The 18,335-nt window shown below is 47.3% G+C and carries 12 protein-coding genes; 6 read left to right on the top strand and 6 right to left on the bottom strand.

What is annotated here, in order from left to right:
- Positions 1-2: 2 nt before the first annotated feature.
- Positions 3-1,841: a glutamine--fructose-6-phosphate transaminase (isomerizing) gene (gene glmS, locus BLR32_RS13060; RefSeq protein WP_089832430.1), complete on the bottom strand. Its 1,839-nt coding sequence runs from the start codon at positions 1,839-1,841 to the stop codon at positions 3-5.
- Positions 1,842-2,061: 220 nt separating this feature from the next.
- Between glmS and BLR32_RS13065 the strand changes: the two genes are divergently transcribed.
- Positions 2,062-2,592 (top strand): histidine phosphatase family protein, encoded by a 531-nt coding sequence (locus BLR32_RS13065; protein ID WP_089832431.1) that lies wholly within the window; start codon positions 2,062-2,064, stop codon positions 2,590-2,592.
- Between the two features lie 134 nt (positions 2,593-2,726).
- On the opposite strand, the gene mgtE is transcribed toward BLR32_RS13065, so the two are convergent.
- Both mgtE and BLR32_RS13075 read right to left on the bottom strand, forming a co-directional pair.
- The gene (mgtE, locus tag BLR32_RS13070; protein WP_089832433.1) at positions 2,727-4,103 is read right to left on the bottom strand and encodes a magnesium transporter; all 1,377 of its coding nucleotides are present in this window, start codon (positions 4,101-4,103) and stop codon (positions 2,727-2,729) included.
- Between the two features lie 51 nt (positions 4,104-4,154).
- Positions 4,155-5,024 (bottom strand): bestrophin family protein, encoded by an 870-nt coding sequence (locus BLR32_RS13075; protein ID WP_089832435.1) that lies wholly within the window; start codon positions 5,022-5,024, stop codon positions 4,155-4,157.
- Positions 5,025-5,121: 97 nt separating this feature from the next.
- Between BLR32_RS13075 and BLR32_RS13080 the strand changes: the two genes are divergently transcribed.
- The 5 genes from BLR32_RS13080 to hutI all read left to right on the top strand — a co-directional run bounded on the left by BLR32_RS13080 (position 5,122) and on the right by hutI (position 10,612).
- The gene (locus BLR32_RS13080; protein WP_089832436.1) at positions 5,122-5,511 is read left to right on the top strand and encodes an SET domain-containing protein; all 390 of its coding nucleotides are present in this window, start codon (positions 5,122-5,124) and stop codon (positions 5,509-5,511) included.
- Between the two features lie 154 nt (positions 5,512-5,665).
- Positions 5,666-6,151 carry a MarR family winged helix-turn-helix transcriptional regulator gene (locus BLR32_RS13085; RefSeq protein WP_089832438.1) on the top strand — a complete coding sequence of 162 codons (486 nt, stop codon included), beginning with the start codon at positions 5,666-5,668 and terminating at the stop codon, positions 6,149-6,151.
- Between the two features lie 20 nt (positions 6,152-6,171).
- Positions 6,172-7,740 (top strand): histidine ammonia-lyase, encoded by a 1,569-nt coding sequence (hutH, locus tag BLR32_RS13090; RefSeq protein ID WP_089832440.1) that lies wholly within the window; start codon positions 6,172-6,174, stop codon positions 7,738-7,740.
- Positions 7,718-9,382, top strand: a complete 1,665-nt coding sequence (gene hutU / locus BLR32_RS13095; RefSeq protein ID WP_089832442.1) for a urocanate hydratase — start codon at positions 7,718-7,720, stop codon at positions 9,380-9,382. Before hutH ends, hutU begins: the two co-directional genes overlap by 23 nt.
- 3 nt (positions 9,383-9,385) lie before the next feature.
- Positions 9,386-10,612 carry an imidazolonepropionase gene (hutI, locus tag BLR32_RS13100; protein WP_089832444.1) on the top strand — a complete coding sequence of 409 codons (1,227 nt, stop codon included), beginning with the start codon at positions 9,386-9,388 and terminating at the stop codon, positions 10,610-10,612.
- A gap of 73 nt (positions 10,613-10,685) precedes the next feature.
- Here hutI and BLR32_RS13105 read toward each other — a convergent pair whose 3' ends face one another.
- From BLR32_RS13105 to BLR32_RS13115, 3 genes are read right to left on the bottom strand one after another with little or no spacing between them, the layout of a single operon-like run.
- Positions 10,686-12,503, bottom strand: coding sequence for an OmpA family protein (locus tag BLR32_RS13105; protein ID WP_089832446.1), 1,818 nt, complete (start codon positions 12,501-12,503; stop codon positions 10,686-10,688).
- A gap of 12 nt (positions 12,504-12,515) precedes the next feature.
- On the bottom strand, positions 12,516-13,517 hold the full coding sequence (locus tag BLR32_RS13110) for a PorP/SprF family type IX secretion system membrane protein (RefSeq protein WP_176842262.1): 1,002 nt from the start codon (positions 13,515-13,517) through the stop codon (positions 12,516-12,518).
- A gap of 5 nt (positions 13,518-13,522) precedes the next feature.
- A complete protein-coding gene (locus BLR32_RS13115) occupies positions 13,523-17,698 on the bottom strand; it encodes a DUF7507 domain-containing protein (RefSeq protein ID WP_089832450.1) in 4,176 nt (1,391 codons plus the stop codon).
- Positions 17,699-18,335 lie beyond the last annotated feature (637 nt).

Below are 18,335 nucleotides of genomic sequence, written 5' to 3' on the forward strand. Positions count from 1 at the left end.
GATTATTCTACTGTCACTGATTTTGCGAGGTTCCTCGGCTTATCCACATCAAATCCTTTCAGTACGCCAATATGATAGGCCAGCAATTGCAGCGGAATAACAGAGAGAATAGGCGCTATCAGTTCATCTGCTGCCGGTACTTCGATGACATCATCTGCCATACCGGGAATAGTCTGGTCGCCTTCTGTTACTACTGCGATCACTTTACCCTTACGCGCTTTAATTTCCTGGATATTAGATACTACTTTCTCGTAATAGCTGTCGCGGGTTGCTACGAAAACAACCGGCAGGTTTTCATCCACCAGTGCGATGGGACCGTGCTTCATTTCTGCTGCAGGATAACCTTCTGCATGTATATAAGAGATCTCTTTCAGTTTCAGCGCTCCTTCCAATGCCACCGGGAAGTTATAACCACGGCCGAGGTAAAGGAAGTCGCGGGCATCTTTATATTTATCAGCGATCTGTCTTACCTGGTCATTGAGCTTCAGCGTTGTTGCTACTTTTTCAGAGATAGCATCCAGTTCATCCAGCAGGTGCTGGAAGCGCTGTTGTGTAATAGTGCCTTTTTCCTGCGCTACTTTCAGCCCTATCAGGCAAAGCACAGCCAGTTGTGCGGTGAATGCCTTGGTACTTGCCACGCCTATCTCCGGACCGGCATGTGTATAGGCGCCTGCATGGGACAGACGTGCGATGGAAGATCCTACTACGTTACAAACGCCTAATATGATCGCCCCTTTCTGTTTGGCGCTTTCAATGGCGACAAGTGTATCTGCAGTCTCGCCGGATTGTGATACAGCGATGATTACATCACCTTCGCCCACCACCGGGTTACGATACCTGAATTCAGAAGCGTACTCGACCTCTACAGGAATACGGCATAACTCCTCGATCATATATTCGGCTACGAGCCCGGCATGCCAGGAGGTACCGCAGGCTACGATGATGATTCGCTTGGCGTTGCTGAGCAAAGCTGCATGTTCCCTGATGCCGCCCAGGGTAAGGGTACCGCTTTTTGCATCCAGACGGCCACGTAAACTATCAAAGATGGTCTGAGGCTGTTCGAAGATCTCTTTCAGCATGAAGTGGTCATACCCACCTTTCTCAATAGCAGCCAGTTCAATATCCAGCTTCTGAATATAGGGGGTCTGACGCTCATTGGAGATATTTTTCAGGATCAGTTCGTCTGCCTTTATGATAGCAATTTCATAGTCATTCACGAACACCACTTCCTTGGTATATTCCACGATAGGAGAGGCGTCTGAGGCGAGGAAATGTTCTCCCTTACCTACGCCTATTACCAGGGGACTCCCTTTACGGGCCGCGATAAGTGTATCAGGATTATCTTCGTCCACCAGTACGATCACATAAGCACCTACCACCCTTTTTAAGGCGATACGCAGGGCTTCTTCAAGTCCGCACTGGTTACTTTGTTGAATTTCTTCTATGAAGTGAATGAGCACTTCGGTATCCGTGTCACTTTTAAAAACATGGCCTTTTTTCACCAACTCCTGTTTGAGTTGGGAATAATTCTCTATGATACCATTATGTATCATGGCCAGCTTACCGTTGCCGGAGCTATGGGGGTGGGAGTTACGGTCACTGGGCTCGCCATGGGTAGCCCATCTTGTATGGCCGATTGCCACATGACTGCCTACGTCCTTACCACTGAGGTGGTCTTCCAGTTCGGCAACTTTTCCTTTTTTCTTGTAGACTTTGAGACCGTTTCCGTTGAGCAGCGCTACGCCGGCACTGTCATAACCGCGGTATTCTAATCTTTTCAATCCTTTTAATACGATGGGGTAGGCTTCTCGTTGGCCTATGTAAGCAACTATTCCGCACATAAAGTTTTTCAGTTTACATGGATAAGACGTGCAAGATGAATAAAAAATGTGAAAAACGTACAAAAGATTGCGAAGAATGACTCGGAATAACGAAATGAGAGTCACTCTTTTAGCCGTATAAGTAGCAATACTTATGCGTTTTGCGCCATTCAGAGTTATCAAATTGCATGCCTGCTAAGAAAATTCGTAATTTGTACCCTTTAATCGAATCAGAGGTCCTATGAGATACATTGTAATAATATTACTATGCTGCCTGGCATGTGATGCACCTCCACCTGAGAGGCAACCTATCCCGATTGCTGAAGACAGTACCTTTCTTACCGGCACGTTTTACCTGGTACGCCATGCTGAATCAGGTGCCGGTGAGGATTCCGCGCTGACAGAAGCAGGCCATCACAGGGCAGGAGCGCTTTATAGGTTATTACAGGACTCGGGGATACAGAAGGTTTATTTCACCCATTATCAGCGTAGCATCCAGACGGCAGATTCCATATGCCAGTACCTGGCCATCGATACGGCATCCTATAAGCCCGATTCCACAGGGGAAGATCTGTTGTACGAAATTACCCGTCACAATGATTGGGGAAAGAAGTTACTGGTGATAGGACAAAGTAATACGCTGGTGCCTATCATGCACTCATTAAAAGCCAAACCGAAGATCGATTCTATAGAGAGGAAGGATTATAGTAGCCTGTATGTTGTAAAGAAATACCGGGATAGCGTGAAGTGCTGGAAGACCAGTTATGAGTAAAGGTTCTTCGGCAATAAGTATGTTCGCAATAACGCATTTAACAAAACGGACCAGGACTCCGCCAGGAGTCCCAGTGTGTGTAGCCCAGGGTGATAACCCGGGGGATAAAATGATGTGATAACCCCGGGGACCTATTACAGCAATATCCCCTTCATCAACGTATAAGCCACAGAGAAATAGATCAATAGTCCCGTTACATCCACAAGTGTGGCCACAAAAGGGGCAGAAGATGTGGCAGGATCCGCCCCAAGTCTCTTTAAGATCAATGGTAGCATGGAGCCAGATAGTGTACCCCATAACACAACACCTATCAAAGATATCCCTACGGTTACCCCTATCAGGATAGTATGATCGCCATAGGTGTGGAAAAAGGAATTCCACAACAGTATACGCGTGAAACCAATAATACCCAGTACACCGCCCAGGAGTAATCCTGAGATGATCTCTCTCCTCATCACACTCCACCAGTCGGAAATAGTGATCTCGCCCAGCGCCATTGCCTGGATGATAAGGGTAGATGCCTGTGAACCACTGTTACCGCCACTGGAGATGATCAGGGGAACGAATAAGGCCAGTACAACGGCTTTGGCTATTTCATCCTCAAAGAAGCCCATGGCCGTGGCTGTGAGCATCTCTCCGATGAACAGTATCACCAGCCATCCTATCCGCTTCTTCACCAGCTTCATTAAGGGAATATCAAGGTAGGGTTCATCCAGGGCCTCGGTACCACCGATACGCTGGATGTCCTCCGTATGTTCTTCATTAGCGATCCACAGGATATCGTCGATCGTGATGATACCCAGCAGGATACCTGCATCGTCGACCACAGGCAGCGCCACACGGTTTTCCATACGGAATACCTGTATCGCTTCTTCCTGGGTATCGTTTACGTGTAAGGCCACAAAACGATCATCCATGAGCGTATGCACTACTGTGTCGGGCGATACCAGCAGGAATTCCCTGATACGGAAGTCGTCTATCAGTTTGCCTTTTTCGTCTACAACGTAGATCACGTCAATGGTTTCACTGTCCTTGCCGTATTCCCGGATATAACGCAAGACCTGTTTCACCGTCCACTCTTCCCTTACGGCTATATATTCAGGCGTCATGATACGCCCTACGCTCGTTTCAGGGTATCCCAGCAGGCTGAGAGTGATCTTACGCTCTTCGGGGTCCAGTAACTTGATCAGCTCTTTCACCACATCGCTATGCAACTCACCCAGGAAGGAGGTACGGTCATCCGCCGGCAGCTCATTGAGCAACTCTGCTACTTTGGTGGCAGGCAGTGCACGGATCACCTCTTCCTGTACAGGAAACTCCAGGATCCTGAAGGCAGCAGCAGCACGGCCTATGGACAAATAGTTCATGATCACGTCAGCATGCTCCGGCAGCTCGTGAATGAGCTCGGCCATGTCTGTGATGAGCTGGTCATCCAGGTACACTTTCAGTTCCGGGTAGTTCTGCTCAGCGACCAGCGTCTCAAATTTTTCCTGTAAAGCTTCATTTTCCATATTCCAAAATGCTGTCAGTGAGGCGAAATTAAACAAAGTTGGTGTCCCAGATTACAATATCTCTGCTACATGTTTACGGATATTGGTAGAAATCATATCCGTAGGCAGGTCATTGGCATCCAGGCCAAAGGGGTCTTCAATCTCTTCTGCAATCAGCTCGAGGCTGGCCAGTACGTAGAAAATGAATACGACAACAGGTATGACAAGGTAATGGAGACTAAACACATAACCCAGCGGTAGCGTCATAACGAAAAAAAAGATGAACTTCTTGATAAAGACACTGTAAGAGAAGGGGATAGGGGTATTCCTGATCCGCTCACAGGCACCGGAGATATCCGTAAAGGATTGCAGCTCTGCATTGATGGTGATCAGCTGTTCGCCGGAGATCTGCCCCTGGCGGTACAGTTCATGCACATGCGCCATTATGAGGCCAGCTACCTGGTTAGGTACATGTTTATCAGGCTGTAGCTGAACGCCTGGCGGCAGCTGCAGCTCTTCAACAATGTATTTATTACGCAGGTGGTTCTTCAGGCTAAAGGCGAAATTCGGGATCATGATCCGGAAGTACTCACGGGAAGCCGTATTGGATGCCGGCAGCATCGCCGCTAGTTTAAGGGCAAGGTTACGGCTGTTATTTACCAGGGCGCCCCATAACTTACGGCCTTCCCACCAGCGGTCATAGGCGGTGTTGGTGCGGAATACCAGTAATAAGGATATCACAAAGCCGAGTAATGAATGGATCAGGGTGATTTGCTTGAGTTCACTGTTCTGCGTCAGGTGCAGTATGTCCAGCTCAAGAAAGGCGATCAGCGCAGAGTAGGCGGACATAGCTATAAACATGGGGAAGAGCTTCCTGACTGTATCCGCTTTATGGAAGCGGAAGATAAAAGTGAACCAGGCTTTTGGGTTGTAATCAATCATATATTTTAAAAGAGATTTCCGCAAACCTAAAAATTTTACACATGATTTTGATAACTTCCTGCTTTACCTTTATTTTACGCTTCGTTTACATAACATTATGATCAAGCCATATTTATTCGTCGACAAGACAAAAGGCAAAGGCCGCGGTGTATTTACAAAAGATAAAATACCAGCCGGTACCCGCATAGAAACTTCCCCTGTACTGGTGCTGTCTTACGACGATACAGCGATTGTCGATAAAACTAAACTGCATAATTACATCTTCCTGTGGGGTGCACGCGAAACCCGTTCTTGTATAGCACTGGGTTTCTGCTCCATCTACAACCATTCCTATGAGCCCAATTGCGAATACGAAATGGACTTTGATGCTGAAACCATGAGCATTATCACCCGCCGGGAGATCAAGAAAGGAGAGGAACTGTGCATCAACTACAATGGGGACGTAACCGATACATCACCTGTATGGTTTGATGTAAAGAAGAAATAGTATTGTAAAGGGCCATTTAATACCGCTTCACAGGTCTCAGCCGGGAAAGCCTTCACCAGCCGGAAAGCCAACTCCATGAAGAAATAAATAAGGAATTGAGAAATTCCTTATTATTGTACCAAAATATATAAGTGCTTATATAATTTGTTGCCTTATGAGTTTTTATGCTTCTTTAGGATACCTGGTCTTTGGCAGCCGTTTAAGACGGCTGAGCGAATACTTCCTGATGGAGGTCAATAAGGTATATGAGCAGTCTGGTATTGCCTTTGACGCCAGCTGGTTTCCCGTTTTCTATATCCTGTCCCGCCAGCAGAACATTCCCTTAATAGATATTGCTGAACAACTCGAGGTTTCCCATTCCGCTGTCAGTCAGCTGATTACCGGTCTGAAAAAGAAAGGCCTGGTGAAGACTGCACCCTGCCCGGATGATGGTCGGCGTCAACTGGTAATGCTCAGTAAGAAAGGGGAGGAGCTGCTGCAACAGGTGCAGCCGGTATGGGCCGCTATTACGGAAGCCATGAAAGAACTGACAGACGAACATAAGCAAAGCAGGTTATTGCTGGAGGCGGTGTCGCAGGTGGAAAGTGCTGTGCAGGAAACACCTTTATCCGTGCGGATCCTGGCGTCTATGAAAAACTAATCGATTCAATCCAATCAACAATGATACACCAATTCAAGTACGGAATTGATCAGCTTACCGTGGGTAAAGCGCTGGATGTGGCGGCTGGCCGCCTTCCCGGCGTACTGGTACCCGAGGTGACTGAGCGCATAAAAACCAGTGCCGCACATGTACAGGCCATTGTAGCGGCACACAGTACCGTATATGGTATCAATACAGGCTTTGGGCCTCTGTGCGATACCAAGATATCCGAAGAAGATACCCGCGCTCTGCAATACAACATTCTCCAGAGTCATAGTGTAGGCATCGGCAACCCCATCCCGGAAATGGTAGCCCGTGTGATGCTGGTGACCAAAGTACATGCATTGGCGCAGGGTTATTCTGGTGTGGCGCTGGCTACGCTTGAACGCATCATCTGGCATATCGAACATAACGTTACCCCGGTGGTGCCGGAAAAAGGTTCTGTAGGTGCTTCGGGCGACCTCGCACCTTTATCTCATCTCTTTCTTCCATTGATAGGTCTTGGCGAAGTATACTATAAAGGACAACGCCAGCCGGCAGCGGCCGTATTACAGGCCGAAGGACTGGAACCAGTGGTGCTGGGACCTAAAGAAGGACTGGCACTCATCAATGGTACACAGTTCATCCTGTCTTTTGCCGTGACTGGTTTACAACGGATGCATAATGCATTGGAAGCTGCAGACGTTATCGGGGCTTTATCCCTTGAAGGACTGATGGGTACTTCCCGTCCCTTCGATCCACGCCTGCACGCCATCCGTCCCTTTGCCGGCAATCAGCTGGTAGCGCACCGCCTGAAGACCATGCTGGAAAACTCTGGTATCATGGCGGCTCATGTTGACTGCGGCCGTGTGCAGGACCCTTATTCCCTGCGCTGTATGCCTCAGGTGCATGGGGCTTCCCGCACCGCATGGCTGCACCTTTGCGACCTCACCGCTATAGAGCTGAATGCCGTGACCGACAACCCGATCATCTTCAGTGCAGATGATACCATTAGTGGTGGCAACTTCCACGGACAACCACTGGCCTTACCGCTTGATTACGCTACCATAGCTGCTGCGGAAGTAGGTAATATCTCCGACCGCCGATGTTATATGATGATTGAAGGTCGTTACGGACTGCCTAAATTACTGATAGAAGATGCCGGTCTGAACTCCGGTTTTATGATACCACAGTATACTACTGCTGCCTTAGTGACAGAGAATAAAACCCTCTGTTTCCCTGCCAGCGCCGATAGCGTACCGACTTCTCTTGGTCAGGAAGACCATGTCTCTATGGGTTCTATCAGTGGCCGCAAACTCCACCAGGTTATTGACAACCTTGAATATATCCTCGCCATAGAACTGTTGTATGCTGCACAGGCGGTGGATTTCAGACGTCCGTTGAAGTCTGGTCCTATCCTGGAAGCTGTTCACGCCTTTGTACGTGAAACGGTTTCTTTCGCAACAAAAGACAGGATCTTTGCGAACGATATACAACTGTTACATCATCTCATCGCCAATCAATCTTTAGTAAAAGTGGCCAATGATGCGGCCCTCGATAATCATTTATCACTAAACGGTATTTATCATGACCAGTTCGGAATTTATTAAAACATATGCGGCACATCCGCACTATAAAGCTCCCCGTGGCAACCAGCTGCATGCGCGCTCCTGGCAAACGGAAGCGCCCTTACGCATGCTCCTGAATAACCTCGACCATGAAGTAGCTGAGAACCCTGATGAACTGGTGGTGTACGGTGGTATCGGCCAGGCGGCACGCAATAAAGAAGCATTACAGCGGATCATTGAGATACTGCTGGAGCTGGATGAAGATCACTCTTTGCTGGTGCAATCAGGTAAACCTGTAGGAGTCGTACGTACACATCCACAGGCGCCACGTGTGATGCTGGCTAATAGCAATCTCGTGCCGAAGTGGGCTACCTGGGAACATTTCAATGAACTGAGAGCGAAAGGCCTGATGATGTACGGTCAGATGACAGCAGGCAGCTGGATCTATATTGGAACACAAGGCATCTTACAGGGAACATATGAAACCTTTGTGGCTTGTGGTAAACAACATTTCAATAGCGATCTGAAAGGTAAGTTAGTTGTAACAGCTGGTTTAGGCGGTATGGGCGGCGCTCAGCCACTGGCGGCTACAATGGCCGGTGCAGTGTTCCTCGGTGCAGATGTGGACGAATCGCGTATTCAGAAGAGAATAGCTACCCGTTATATAGATCGCATTACACACTCTTATGAAGAAGCCATTGCCTGGGCCATGGACGCTAAAGCTAAAGGGGAAGCACTTTCCATTGGATTAGTAAGTGATGCAGGCGATATGCTGGAACGTTTATTACAGGATAATATCATTCCCGATGTATTAACAGATCAGACATCTGCGCACGATCCTGTGAATGGTTATATCCCTAACGGGATGTCTTTGCAGGAGGCGGCGGATCTGCGTAAGAAAGATCCGGCTGCATATAAACAACGTGCATTGAAAAGTATGGCCCGTCATGTGAGTTATATGCTGGCATTGCAGGAGAAAGGCGCTATCACTTTTGATTACGGTAATAACCTGCGTGAGTTTGCACGAGAGGGCGGAGAGCCGAATGCATTTAACTTTCCGGGTTTTACACCTGCGTATATCCGTCCTTTATTCTGCGAGGGGAAAGGTCCTTTCAGATGGGTGGCATTATCAGGCGATCCACAGGATATTTATACTACCGATCAGGCTTTGATGGAAGCATTCCCTGAAAATAAAGCATTGATCAACTGGCTGAAGAAAGCACAACAACAGGTGGCCTTCCAGGGTTTACCTGCCCGTATCTGCTGGCTGGGATTGGGCGAGCGTGAAAAGGCTGGTCTGATCTTCAATGAACTGGTAAGGACAGGTAAAGTGAAGGCGCCTATCGTTATTGGTCGCGATCACCTGGATTGCGGCTCAGTAGCGTCTCCCAACAGGGAAACAGAATCCATGAAAGACGGCTCTGATGCGGTGTCTGACTGGACATTACTGAACCTCATGGCCAATACCGGCGGTGGTGCTACCTGGGTATCTTTCCATCATGGCGGTGGTGTGGGTATGGGCTATTCACAACATGCGGGTATGGTGGTACTGGCCGATGGTACGGATCGTGCTGAAGCCTGTCTGCAAAGAGTACTGTTCAATGATCCCGCTCTTGGTATCTTCCGCCATGCAGACGCAGGTTATGAAGAAGCAAAGGAAACCGCCAGAAAATTCAATATCTGATGTATGGAACTAATTGGCCCATTTTCACAAATATTACCGCTCACAGATCTTCCGCTAAAGGGAGCTTTGCATGATGAACAACTGCTGATCATCGAACATGGCGGTGTTGTAACAGATAGCGGCAAAATACTGGCTGTCGGCGATTTTAAAGCCTTGCAACATCAGTATCCTGATTGTGATGTGACACATATTACCGTGCCTTCGGTGTTATTGCCAGGCTTCATAGACTGCCATACGCATATCTGTTTTGATGGTTCCCGCAACAGGGATTACGCCATGCGCATAGCCGGTAAGTCTTATCTTGAAATAGCCCGTGCAGGTGGTGGCATATGGGATTCCGTCATGAAGACAAGAGCGGCAGATGAGGAAACCCTGATGAACAATACAGTAGCCCGTGCGAACCGGCATTTACACGAAGGCGTTACCACCATCGAAGTAAAAAGCGGTTATGGTTTAAACCTGGAAGGTGAACTGAATATGTTACGCGCCATCCAGGATGCTGCCAGTCATACAAAGGCCACACTGATCCCGACCTGCCTTGCGGCGCACATGCGACCTAAAGACTTTGAGGGAACAGAGGAAGCTTATCTTAACTGGATCATCAGCACCTTACTGCCCCTCATTCAATCAGAACAACTCGCACATCGTGTTGATATCTTCATAGAAGAAACTGCATTCACACTGGGTCCTGCAAAACATTTCCTGCAACAGGCTGCCGATATGGGGTTTGCTGCTACTGTACATGCCGATCAGTTCTCCACAGGCGGCACTGCAGTGGCAGTAGCTGCCGGTGCGCTTTCTGCGGACCATCTGGAAGCCAGTGACGATGCTGCCATTGCATTACTGGCAGCGGCAGATATCGTTGCAGTTGTATTACCAGGTGCATCACTGGGCCTGGGCATGCATTATGCACCGGCAAGACGTTTGCTCAATGCAGGCGCCTCTGTGGCCATTGCAAGCGACTGGAATCCCGGCTCCGCACCCATGGGAGATTTGTTATTACAGGCCGCAGTATTAAGTGCGGCAGAGAAATTATCAACTGCGGAAGTATTTGCAGCCCTTACTACCCGTGCTGCAAAAGCATTACAACTACACAATATTGGGCAACTCGCCCCCGGATATGTAGCAGATATGCAGGCGTATCCATGTGCCGATTATCGGGATATCCTGTATTATCAGGGTAAGATGAAACCGATAAGGGTCTGGAAAGAAGGGGAGCGGGTGAAATAAGCAGGTTGCTATGGCGAACCTGGATCTTTGCATGGCACTTCAGCACAAGTCCAGACAAGCAGTAATGAGCTGCTTAGTAAATTACTCTCAGCATAGTGCGCCTGTTCCTTTGGTGCTCTGCCTCGCTACAAGGCACACCGTCTCCACAATCATTTACCAGCCCTCGTTCTCCCAGGTTCTCATAATAAAGATGGCTTGGGGGAATTCCCTGTTTGATGAGGTAGTCAATGACAGCAAAACAACGAAGTGCAGTAAGGTCATTATTGTATTCGAATGACCCACGACTGTCTGCATAGGAACATATCGTGAGCTTCCAATCCTTATGTTGTTTTAGCACGGTGGCCACTCTGTCTAACAATTCTTTAGAGCTCGTCAGCAATATGGCGCTGTTATAATCATAATAGAAACAAAGCTGCTCCAGCTTATGAATTAAACCAGTATCGGCAGCTTCAGGTGGATTTATTGTTTTAGCTACACTATCCGGAGCTTCAGGCGCTGCAGGAGGTATAGGTACTTGCGTAACTGGTTGAGGTTTTTTTAAATTTTCAGTAAAGTGGTTATCCAGAAAATGATACACGTCATCTCCTCCTGTGCCACCTTCGCGGTTGGATGAAAAGTAGCCTTCATAATGGTTGTCTTTCATAATAAATCCCAGATCATCGCCTCCGGAATTATAAGGGTTCCGAAGGTTCAACGGGGGCGTCCATTCATCCCGGCTACCGGATGCACGGAAGATATCAAACCCTCCCATACCAGGGTGTCCTTTACTTGAGAAATATAGTACGCCATCTTCATTGATCGTCGGGAAGCTTTCTTCCCAACGGGTATTTATATCACGACCACAATTTTTAGCTTGTCCCCAGGCGCCATTTGCCAGCCGTTCGCTATACCAGATATCTGTTTTGCCTACTCCGCCAGGCCGGTCAGAAACAAAATAAAGCGTCTGTCCATCCTCACTTAGCACCGCATTGCCGGTATAACTACCTGGAAAGTTTAATGTGGTTAAAGGCAGTAGCGGCGACCAGGTGTCGCCCTTCTTCACAGACATGAATAAGGACATTAACCGTTCCCCATTCAGGGGGCCTCTCCGGGTCTTGTTGAAAACATCCTTATTGGCTTCACTCAATGTAATATAGGCAGTATCTTCCCTCCTGTTGAAGCATACAGGCCCTATGTGATACGGGAGTTTTTTAAGCAGGTCTGGCAATACTTCTTCCAGGTAAGTATTTGCGTTACTACCTTTCTCGTATTGCTTATAAATATATGGTTTAAAGTATGGTTCATTCACTCTGAGATCGATATCGGGGTTCCGCTCAGCCCCTGTGCTGAGTGCCATTTTACGATACCCATTTGAAACCAGCAGCAATCCTTTTTTCACGACCCCACTTATCCAATCTGCACCTTCAGAGTTCAATTCCTTAATACTCTCTATCGCAACAGTGGAGCCTAAAGACTTCCATTGAACAGCGCTATCACAGCCGGACAGCAAGAGCTGTTTCCATTGCAGGCTATCGGTGTTCGTTGTTTGATAAAGTGCTATATATTTTCTTGCAGTATCATAAGAGCCTATGCTCATTTGCATTTCTCCATAACATAAATTAGCATAGGAAGGCTTATCGGGACGACGGAGTAAATGTAAATAATAAAACCCGGCATCTTCGAACCTCGCCATCTCAACATAACAATGTGCCAGTTTTTCCAGCACAACAATTGGGGTCCTTCTTCCCTTCCTTTGCTCCACCTTACCATACAAACCAGCAGCTACTGCATATTCCTGGCGTACAAATGCTTCATTTCCCAGCTCTTCCAGGCTTTTATCTTCCTGGGCTTTTACCTCCAGCGATACGAATAAATATATGATGACGAATAGTATTATATGACAACGTAACATATCATTCTACATTTAAAAATAGCGGGGGCTATAAACACTGAATTTCTTTGAAGGAAACAGAATGCCAATTGATATTTCATGAGAGCCACCCTGTGCATCTGCCATCTGATTAATATTCAGATCATAGGCGTAACCTATACGGTATCTGTCGGAAATATAATATTCAATGATAGCACTTGCAGCATTTCTTTGCTCCAGCCTGGACGGAAGCTCTTTCTTCCATATAGGCACAGCTGTTCTGTAAGAACCTCCAATCCATAATACCTGGTCTATTAACAACATTGTTGTAAGATCCACAGCCGTAGGACCATTAAGGTCATCTTTAAGCATGACGGAGGGTTTTAATTTCAGCTGTTCGGATATTGGCACCATGCAACCAGCAGAGAGGTACAGGTGCCGGGTCTTCCGGATATTTTCATAGTCATAGCCTTTCCATTTAAAATCGGAAGTGATCACGTTGCTAAAGAGGTCCAGTACAGAAGCGCTGATAAAAAAAGAAGGAGAATGGTAGAATATTCCAAACCTTGCATCCGGGGAAAAGGCATTCACACTACCGGCAGGGAAAACTGCATCCTCTGAATCAAAGTATCGCAGGCTGTTTCCATCCAGTTGATATTGGGATATGCCTATTCCCAGGCCAAAACTTAGCCTGCGTGTGTTGTCGTCATCCAAAGAAATGATGTACGAATAGGAGCCATATACTGAATAGGATTTTTGTGGCCCCAGCATATCAGCTGTTAGCTGAAGTCCCAACCCTATAGCGGCACGGGACTTCATAGGACGTAATGGGCCATCCACCGATACCCCCGCTGTGCGGGGAGCTCCGGGTAAACCTGTCCATTGCTGCCGGTAAATACAGTTTATATACAGCGCATCTTTATAGCCGGCATAAGCTGGATTTACACTCAGGCCATTGAAAGCATACTGGCTAAACTGGACATCTTGCTGGGCGTGTATTCGAAATGATATCAACATCAATATTGCACAAAGGCAATACTTTACTCCTGCATTCATATTTATTATTTTCTTTTTAATAATATCCATCCTGTATATGTCTTCTTGCCATCGGCTCCTGCGATTACCAGTTTATAGTAATAAGTCCCTTCACTTAATCCTGCACCATCCCAATTGTTATTGTAAGCTGATGACTGATAGACCATATTTCCCCAGCGACTAAATACGAACAATGATGCAGGCGGATATTTTTCAAGTCCTTTTATTATGAAATATTCATTCTTTCCATCTCCATTCGGGCTCATAGCATTTGCAAATACTAATGCAGCATCTCCGGGGATAGTGCTGATACTTGTTCCTGTACCTCCTGTACAATCAGGCGATGCTGGATCACATCCGGAGGTAGGTTTTGTGCTGGTACCATCTGTTGCTGATGCGGTGTTGACAATTACAGGGATGCTATCCAGGTTGTCAGCGGCTTTAATAACCATGGTGATCTCTGTGGTAGCACCTACTGCTATTGCCGCCACACTCCAGGTAACTATGTTGGTCGATGGGTCCAAAGTGCCGCCGTTACCTGCACTTACAAAAGAGGTATGTTCAGGTATGGGGTCTGTGACTACCAGGTGATCGACTGCTACATTACCTGTATTCCTGATATGAATGGTATAGGTAAGCTCTTCATTAGGTTTTACCTTATCATTGCCGGAGGCGGTCACTACTGTTTTCCAGCATTCCCAGTTATTCAGCTTATCTACCGGGATGCTAGTAGAAGGGCCGTCTGTAGGATCTGTAGCAGGGTTACCGGGATCATTAGTCATTGGTGGAGAAGTAGGCTGGTTGCCTTTTCCATTGCCGTTATCTACTCCGGCGGTATTGATGATATTTGTTGCGCCGGTAAGTTCACTGGCTACTTTCACAATAAATCTACGGATGATATCTGCTGACCCTACAGGAATTTCAGCGATGGTCCAGGAGAGTTTTTTGTTACCATCAGGAGTGATCCCTTCATCTGCACTTACAAATTCCGTATAGGCGGGGATGGTGTCTACTATCTTCACGTTTTCGAGCTTTATACTACCTGTATTGCGGATATGGACCATGTAGGTAATGAGGTCTCCTGTAGTGACGCCACCGTTAATACCGGAAGGAGTATATTGAGCACTCTTCCAGTTGAGGGACAGCTTGCCGGTATCTACAGGGATCTCTGTGGAAGGCTCGTTAGGATCCGGATTTGTTTTTGGTTCATTTGGATTTGATGGATCGGGTGGTGTAGTTGAATCGCCATCTACATAAGCGGTATTAGTGATATATCCGGCGTTGGTCAAGTCACTGGCCACTTTTACTGTGAAGCTGCGGGTGATATCTGCTGCCCCTACCGGGATATTAGTGATTGTCCAGGTAAGTTTGCCGTTAGCATCAGGCGTGATCCCGCCATCTGCACTTACAAATACAGTGAATGCGGGAATGGTGTCAATGACATTGACGTTGTACAGCGCTACATCACCGGTATTCCTTACATGGATCGTGTAGGTGATCTCATTCCCCGATCTTACCATGCCGCCCTGGCCAGTACCTGTATAAGCAGCGCTTTTCCAGCTGATGGATTGCTTGCCACCATCATCTACTGGAACATCAGTAGATGGTTCGTTAGGATCTGGATTGGTCTTTGGATCATTTGGATTGGATTGATCTGATGGTGTAGTAGGATGCTGACCTGTTCCATCTCCGTTATCTACATCGGCTGTATTGGTGATATGGGTTACATTGGTCAGGTCATTGGCTACTTTGACTGTGAAGCTGTGGGTAACATCGCTGGCACCTACAGCTATTGATGTGATTGTCCACGTAAGTTTGCCATTAGCATCAGGCGTGATCCCGCCGTCTGCGCTTACAAATACTGTGTGTGCAGGGACTGTGTCAATGACAGTGAGGTTGTCCAGCTGTACACCGCCGGTATTTCTTACATGGATGGTGTAAGTGATCACATCGCCTGATTTTACCGCTCCACCCTTACCTGTTCCCGTATAGGCCGCGCTTTTCCAATTAGCGGAGCTTTTGTTAATAACTTCCCAGTAAATTAGCCCTCTTCCTCCGCCGGAACTCATATAGACCCTTCCGGCAACGTTCATGTCTCCAATCAACAACGGCGCTCCCGCAAATTGGTGGGCATCATCATTTATCTTTAGCCAGGTCCCCCCCTGATCTGTTGATCTGAAAAGACCCGTCACGCCTGAGACGGTGCCCCAGATGAAAACAGTAGGATAGCTGGATCCGGGCATCGCCTTTCCTATCCCAATGCTTTTACAATAGGTGACATTTGAAACAGTGATATAAGTCGCTCCGGCGTTGGTTGAATATTTTAATCCATTGCGGCCAAGAGGCACCCACACATGCCCTTCAAAGCCCGGCACCGTCCGGATCAGGGCTGCTTCCCAGGGGTAATTCGCAGTTGAAGCCCCCGGCGTGCCCGCCACTGAAAAACTGACTCCTTTATCGGAGCTCCGCAGCAGCTGTCCGTTGTTTGGAATGTATACATAAAAATAATTCGGATTTACCTGGTCAGCCACCGGGGTAGCGCTTCCCAATGACACACCTGAACAGGCCGACCAACTGGCTCCGTTGTTCGTGGTATAGTAGGTCGTTGTGGAACCTCCGGGGCAATGTAATATAGTGCTTCCATCTGCACTGATGGCAACCTTTCCGTCTTTACCCATATTAGTCGCGGTTCCCGTCCACGTAGCACCCTTATCGTTGGAGTAGTAAACAACGCTACCGTCATTAGCAGCTCTTACTACTCTGCTTGTGTTGGCACCAGCATAAGCAATGCTCTGGTTATTCTGATCTGCAGGCGCAAGCTTTTTAGCCGGATAGGAAGTCAGCGGCTCATGTACAAAGCCTGTTACATCGCCAAAGGAAGAAATAAATGGCCCTCCGGGAATGCTTGTCCCGTCCAGAAATGCGGTTTCTTCAATCCCGATCACATCGTATTTCCATGAAGGATTTGTGGCAGTAATGTCTGAACAAGTGTATATTCCACCACCACCGACCACCCGTACTTTTGAAAGATTGGACTGGTCAAACTCGATACAGTCCATCCAGTTAACCGCGCCTCCGTCAGTCCATGCCATGCCATTACTATCATATGTGGCGTTCGCGCCGTTTTTAAGCGTCCAGGTGGATCCGCCATCGGTAGAGAGGAAAACAAAGTCACCCCAGCCGGTACCAAACTGGTTGTTCCAATACATGCCACAGGTAGAAACTATTACCCGATTAACATTAGTCGGGTCTATACTTACTCCACCGTATGGATAATCCTTTGAATGAACAGGGGTAACGTTTGTCCACACACCGGTAGCCGTATTGAGCTTATATAATTTCCCATATCCTCCACTGGATTGCGGGCCTGCATCATCTGAATAGGTAACATACATGGTAGTTCCCTGCAGTGCCGCGCGATGCGGCATAAAGCTGGTAGTGGCGGAAATGTCGGTAAAGCTGGCACCTCCGTCTGTACTCTTATAAATATTAGCGCCTCCGGTGCGGGAAACGCCTATGTACATGGTTTGAGTAGCCCCACCCACTGCGGCGCTCGAAGGATCATACACTACAAAACATATTCCGTTCTCATTGGGGGTGGTAGTTACACCGTTCCAGGCAAGGTTCCAGGTAACGCCTCCATCCATACTTTTCCATAATCCGTTAGCCCGGGTTCCGCAGAACAATATGTTACTGTTTTTGGGATCCACTGCAAGACGTTCTCCGTTCCCGCGTCCGCTCCCATTTCCATGCGCTTTAAATTTAGCGGTAACATCTGTATAAGTGAAAGTATTTCCTTTGTCCGTGGATTTCAATATAGCCGTTCTTCCGCTGTTGATATAGGAGGTGCCGCAAAGCATATAAACATTGTTGGGATTTTGCGGGTCCAGCGCCAAAGCTTCTACTCCAACAAATCCATTTTCTGACTCGTCAAGCCAGTCGAGCAACTGAACCCATTTATTGTTCGCTGCATCCCAGCGGTAAGCGCCGCCTACATCTGTGCGGCAATACCTATCGCCGGATGTCTTGTGTGTAATGATCCCTGTCACAAATCCGCCACCGCCAATAGGTGCATTCTTCCAGACATAGCTGGCTGTAGTTTGGGCCTTTACCTGATAGCCCTGAAACACAATGATCAGGAGAAATAAACAGGAAAAGGCAAGTACCTTCTGCCTGCACTGCAAGTATATTCTGAAAGACATGAAAAGTAGTTTTGTTTTCATAGAGTTTTTTCATTCCATTGTGTGTTACTAGCGATAGTCACATCAGACGTACCTCCGCTTGCCCGAAAGCAATTTCAGCTAAATAGACTGACAATTGAGGTGTAATGACACTCCTTTTACTATAGTATGTACATATTACAGCCACAATTACAAGATCTGTAAGCGCGTACCAACACCTGGTTTTCATATTTGTGTATTTGGTTAAAAAGTTTGCGTTATTAATCCTGACACCCTGATGTTGTCAAATAGTAGCCCGCAAGCTCAAGGCTGGCGGTAAAGCGGAAAAGTCCCTCTATAGACCGAATATCTTGTTAATAAGTTCCGAACAAGACATGAGTAAACACGCTAGCAGCAGCAGGTGTAGTTTATTATGGTCTTTAATGATTTGCGTCAGCATGTAATACCGTCTGCCGACTGAAACTGATCAGAAAGTGTGATATAAGCGAACGGAACTACCAATAAGTCGTTCAAAAAGGACAGAAGCCAATAGACTAGACAGATACAATCTAATTTCATATACGTCGGTTAGGAGCTGTAAAGCTATTACGTATCGTCTGAAAGCAGGGGGCGGAATGTTTCAATTTGTGGCGGTAAATGTTACAAACAGCTGGTTTTC

It is taken from the genome of Chitinophaga filiformis, assembly GCF_900102545.1.
Classification (GTDB): Bacteria; Bacteroidota; Bacteroidia; order Chitinophagales; family Chitinophagaceae; genus Chitinophaga; species Chitinophaga filiformis.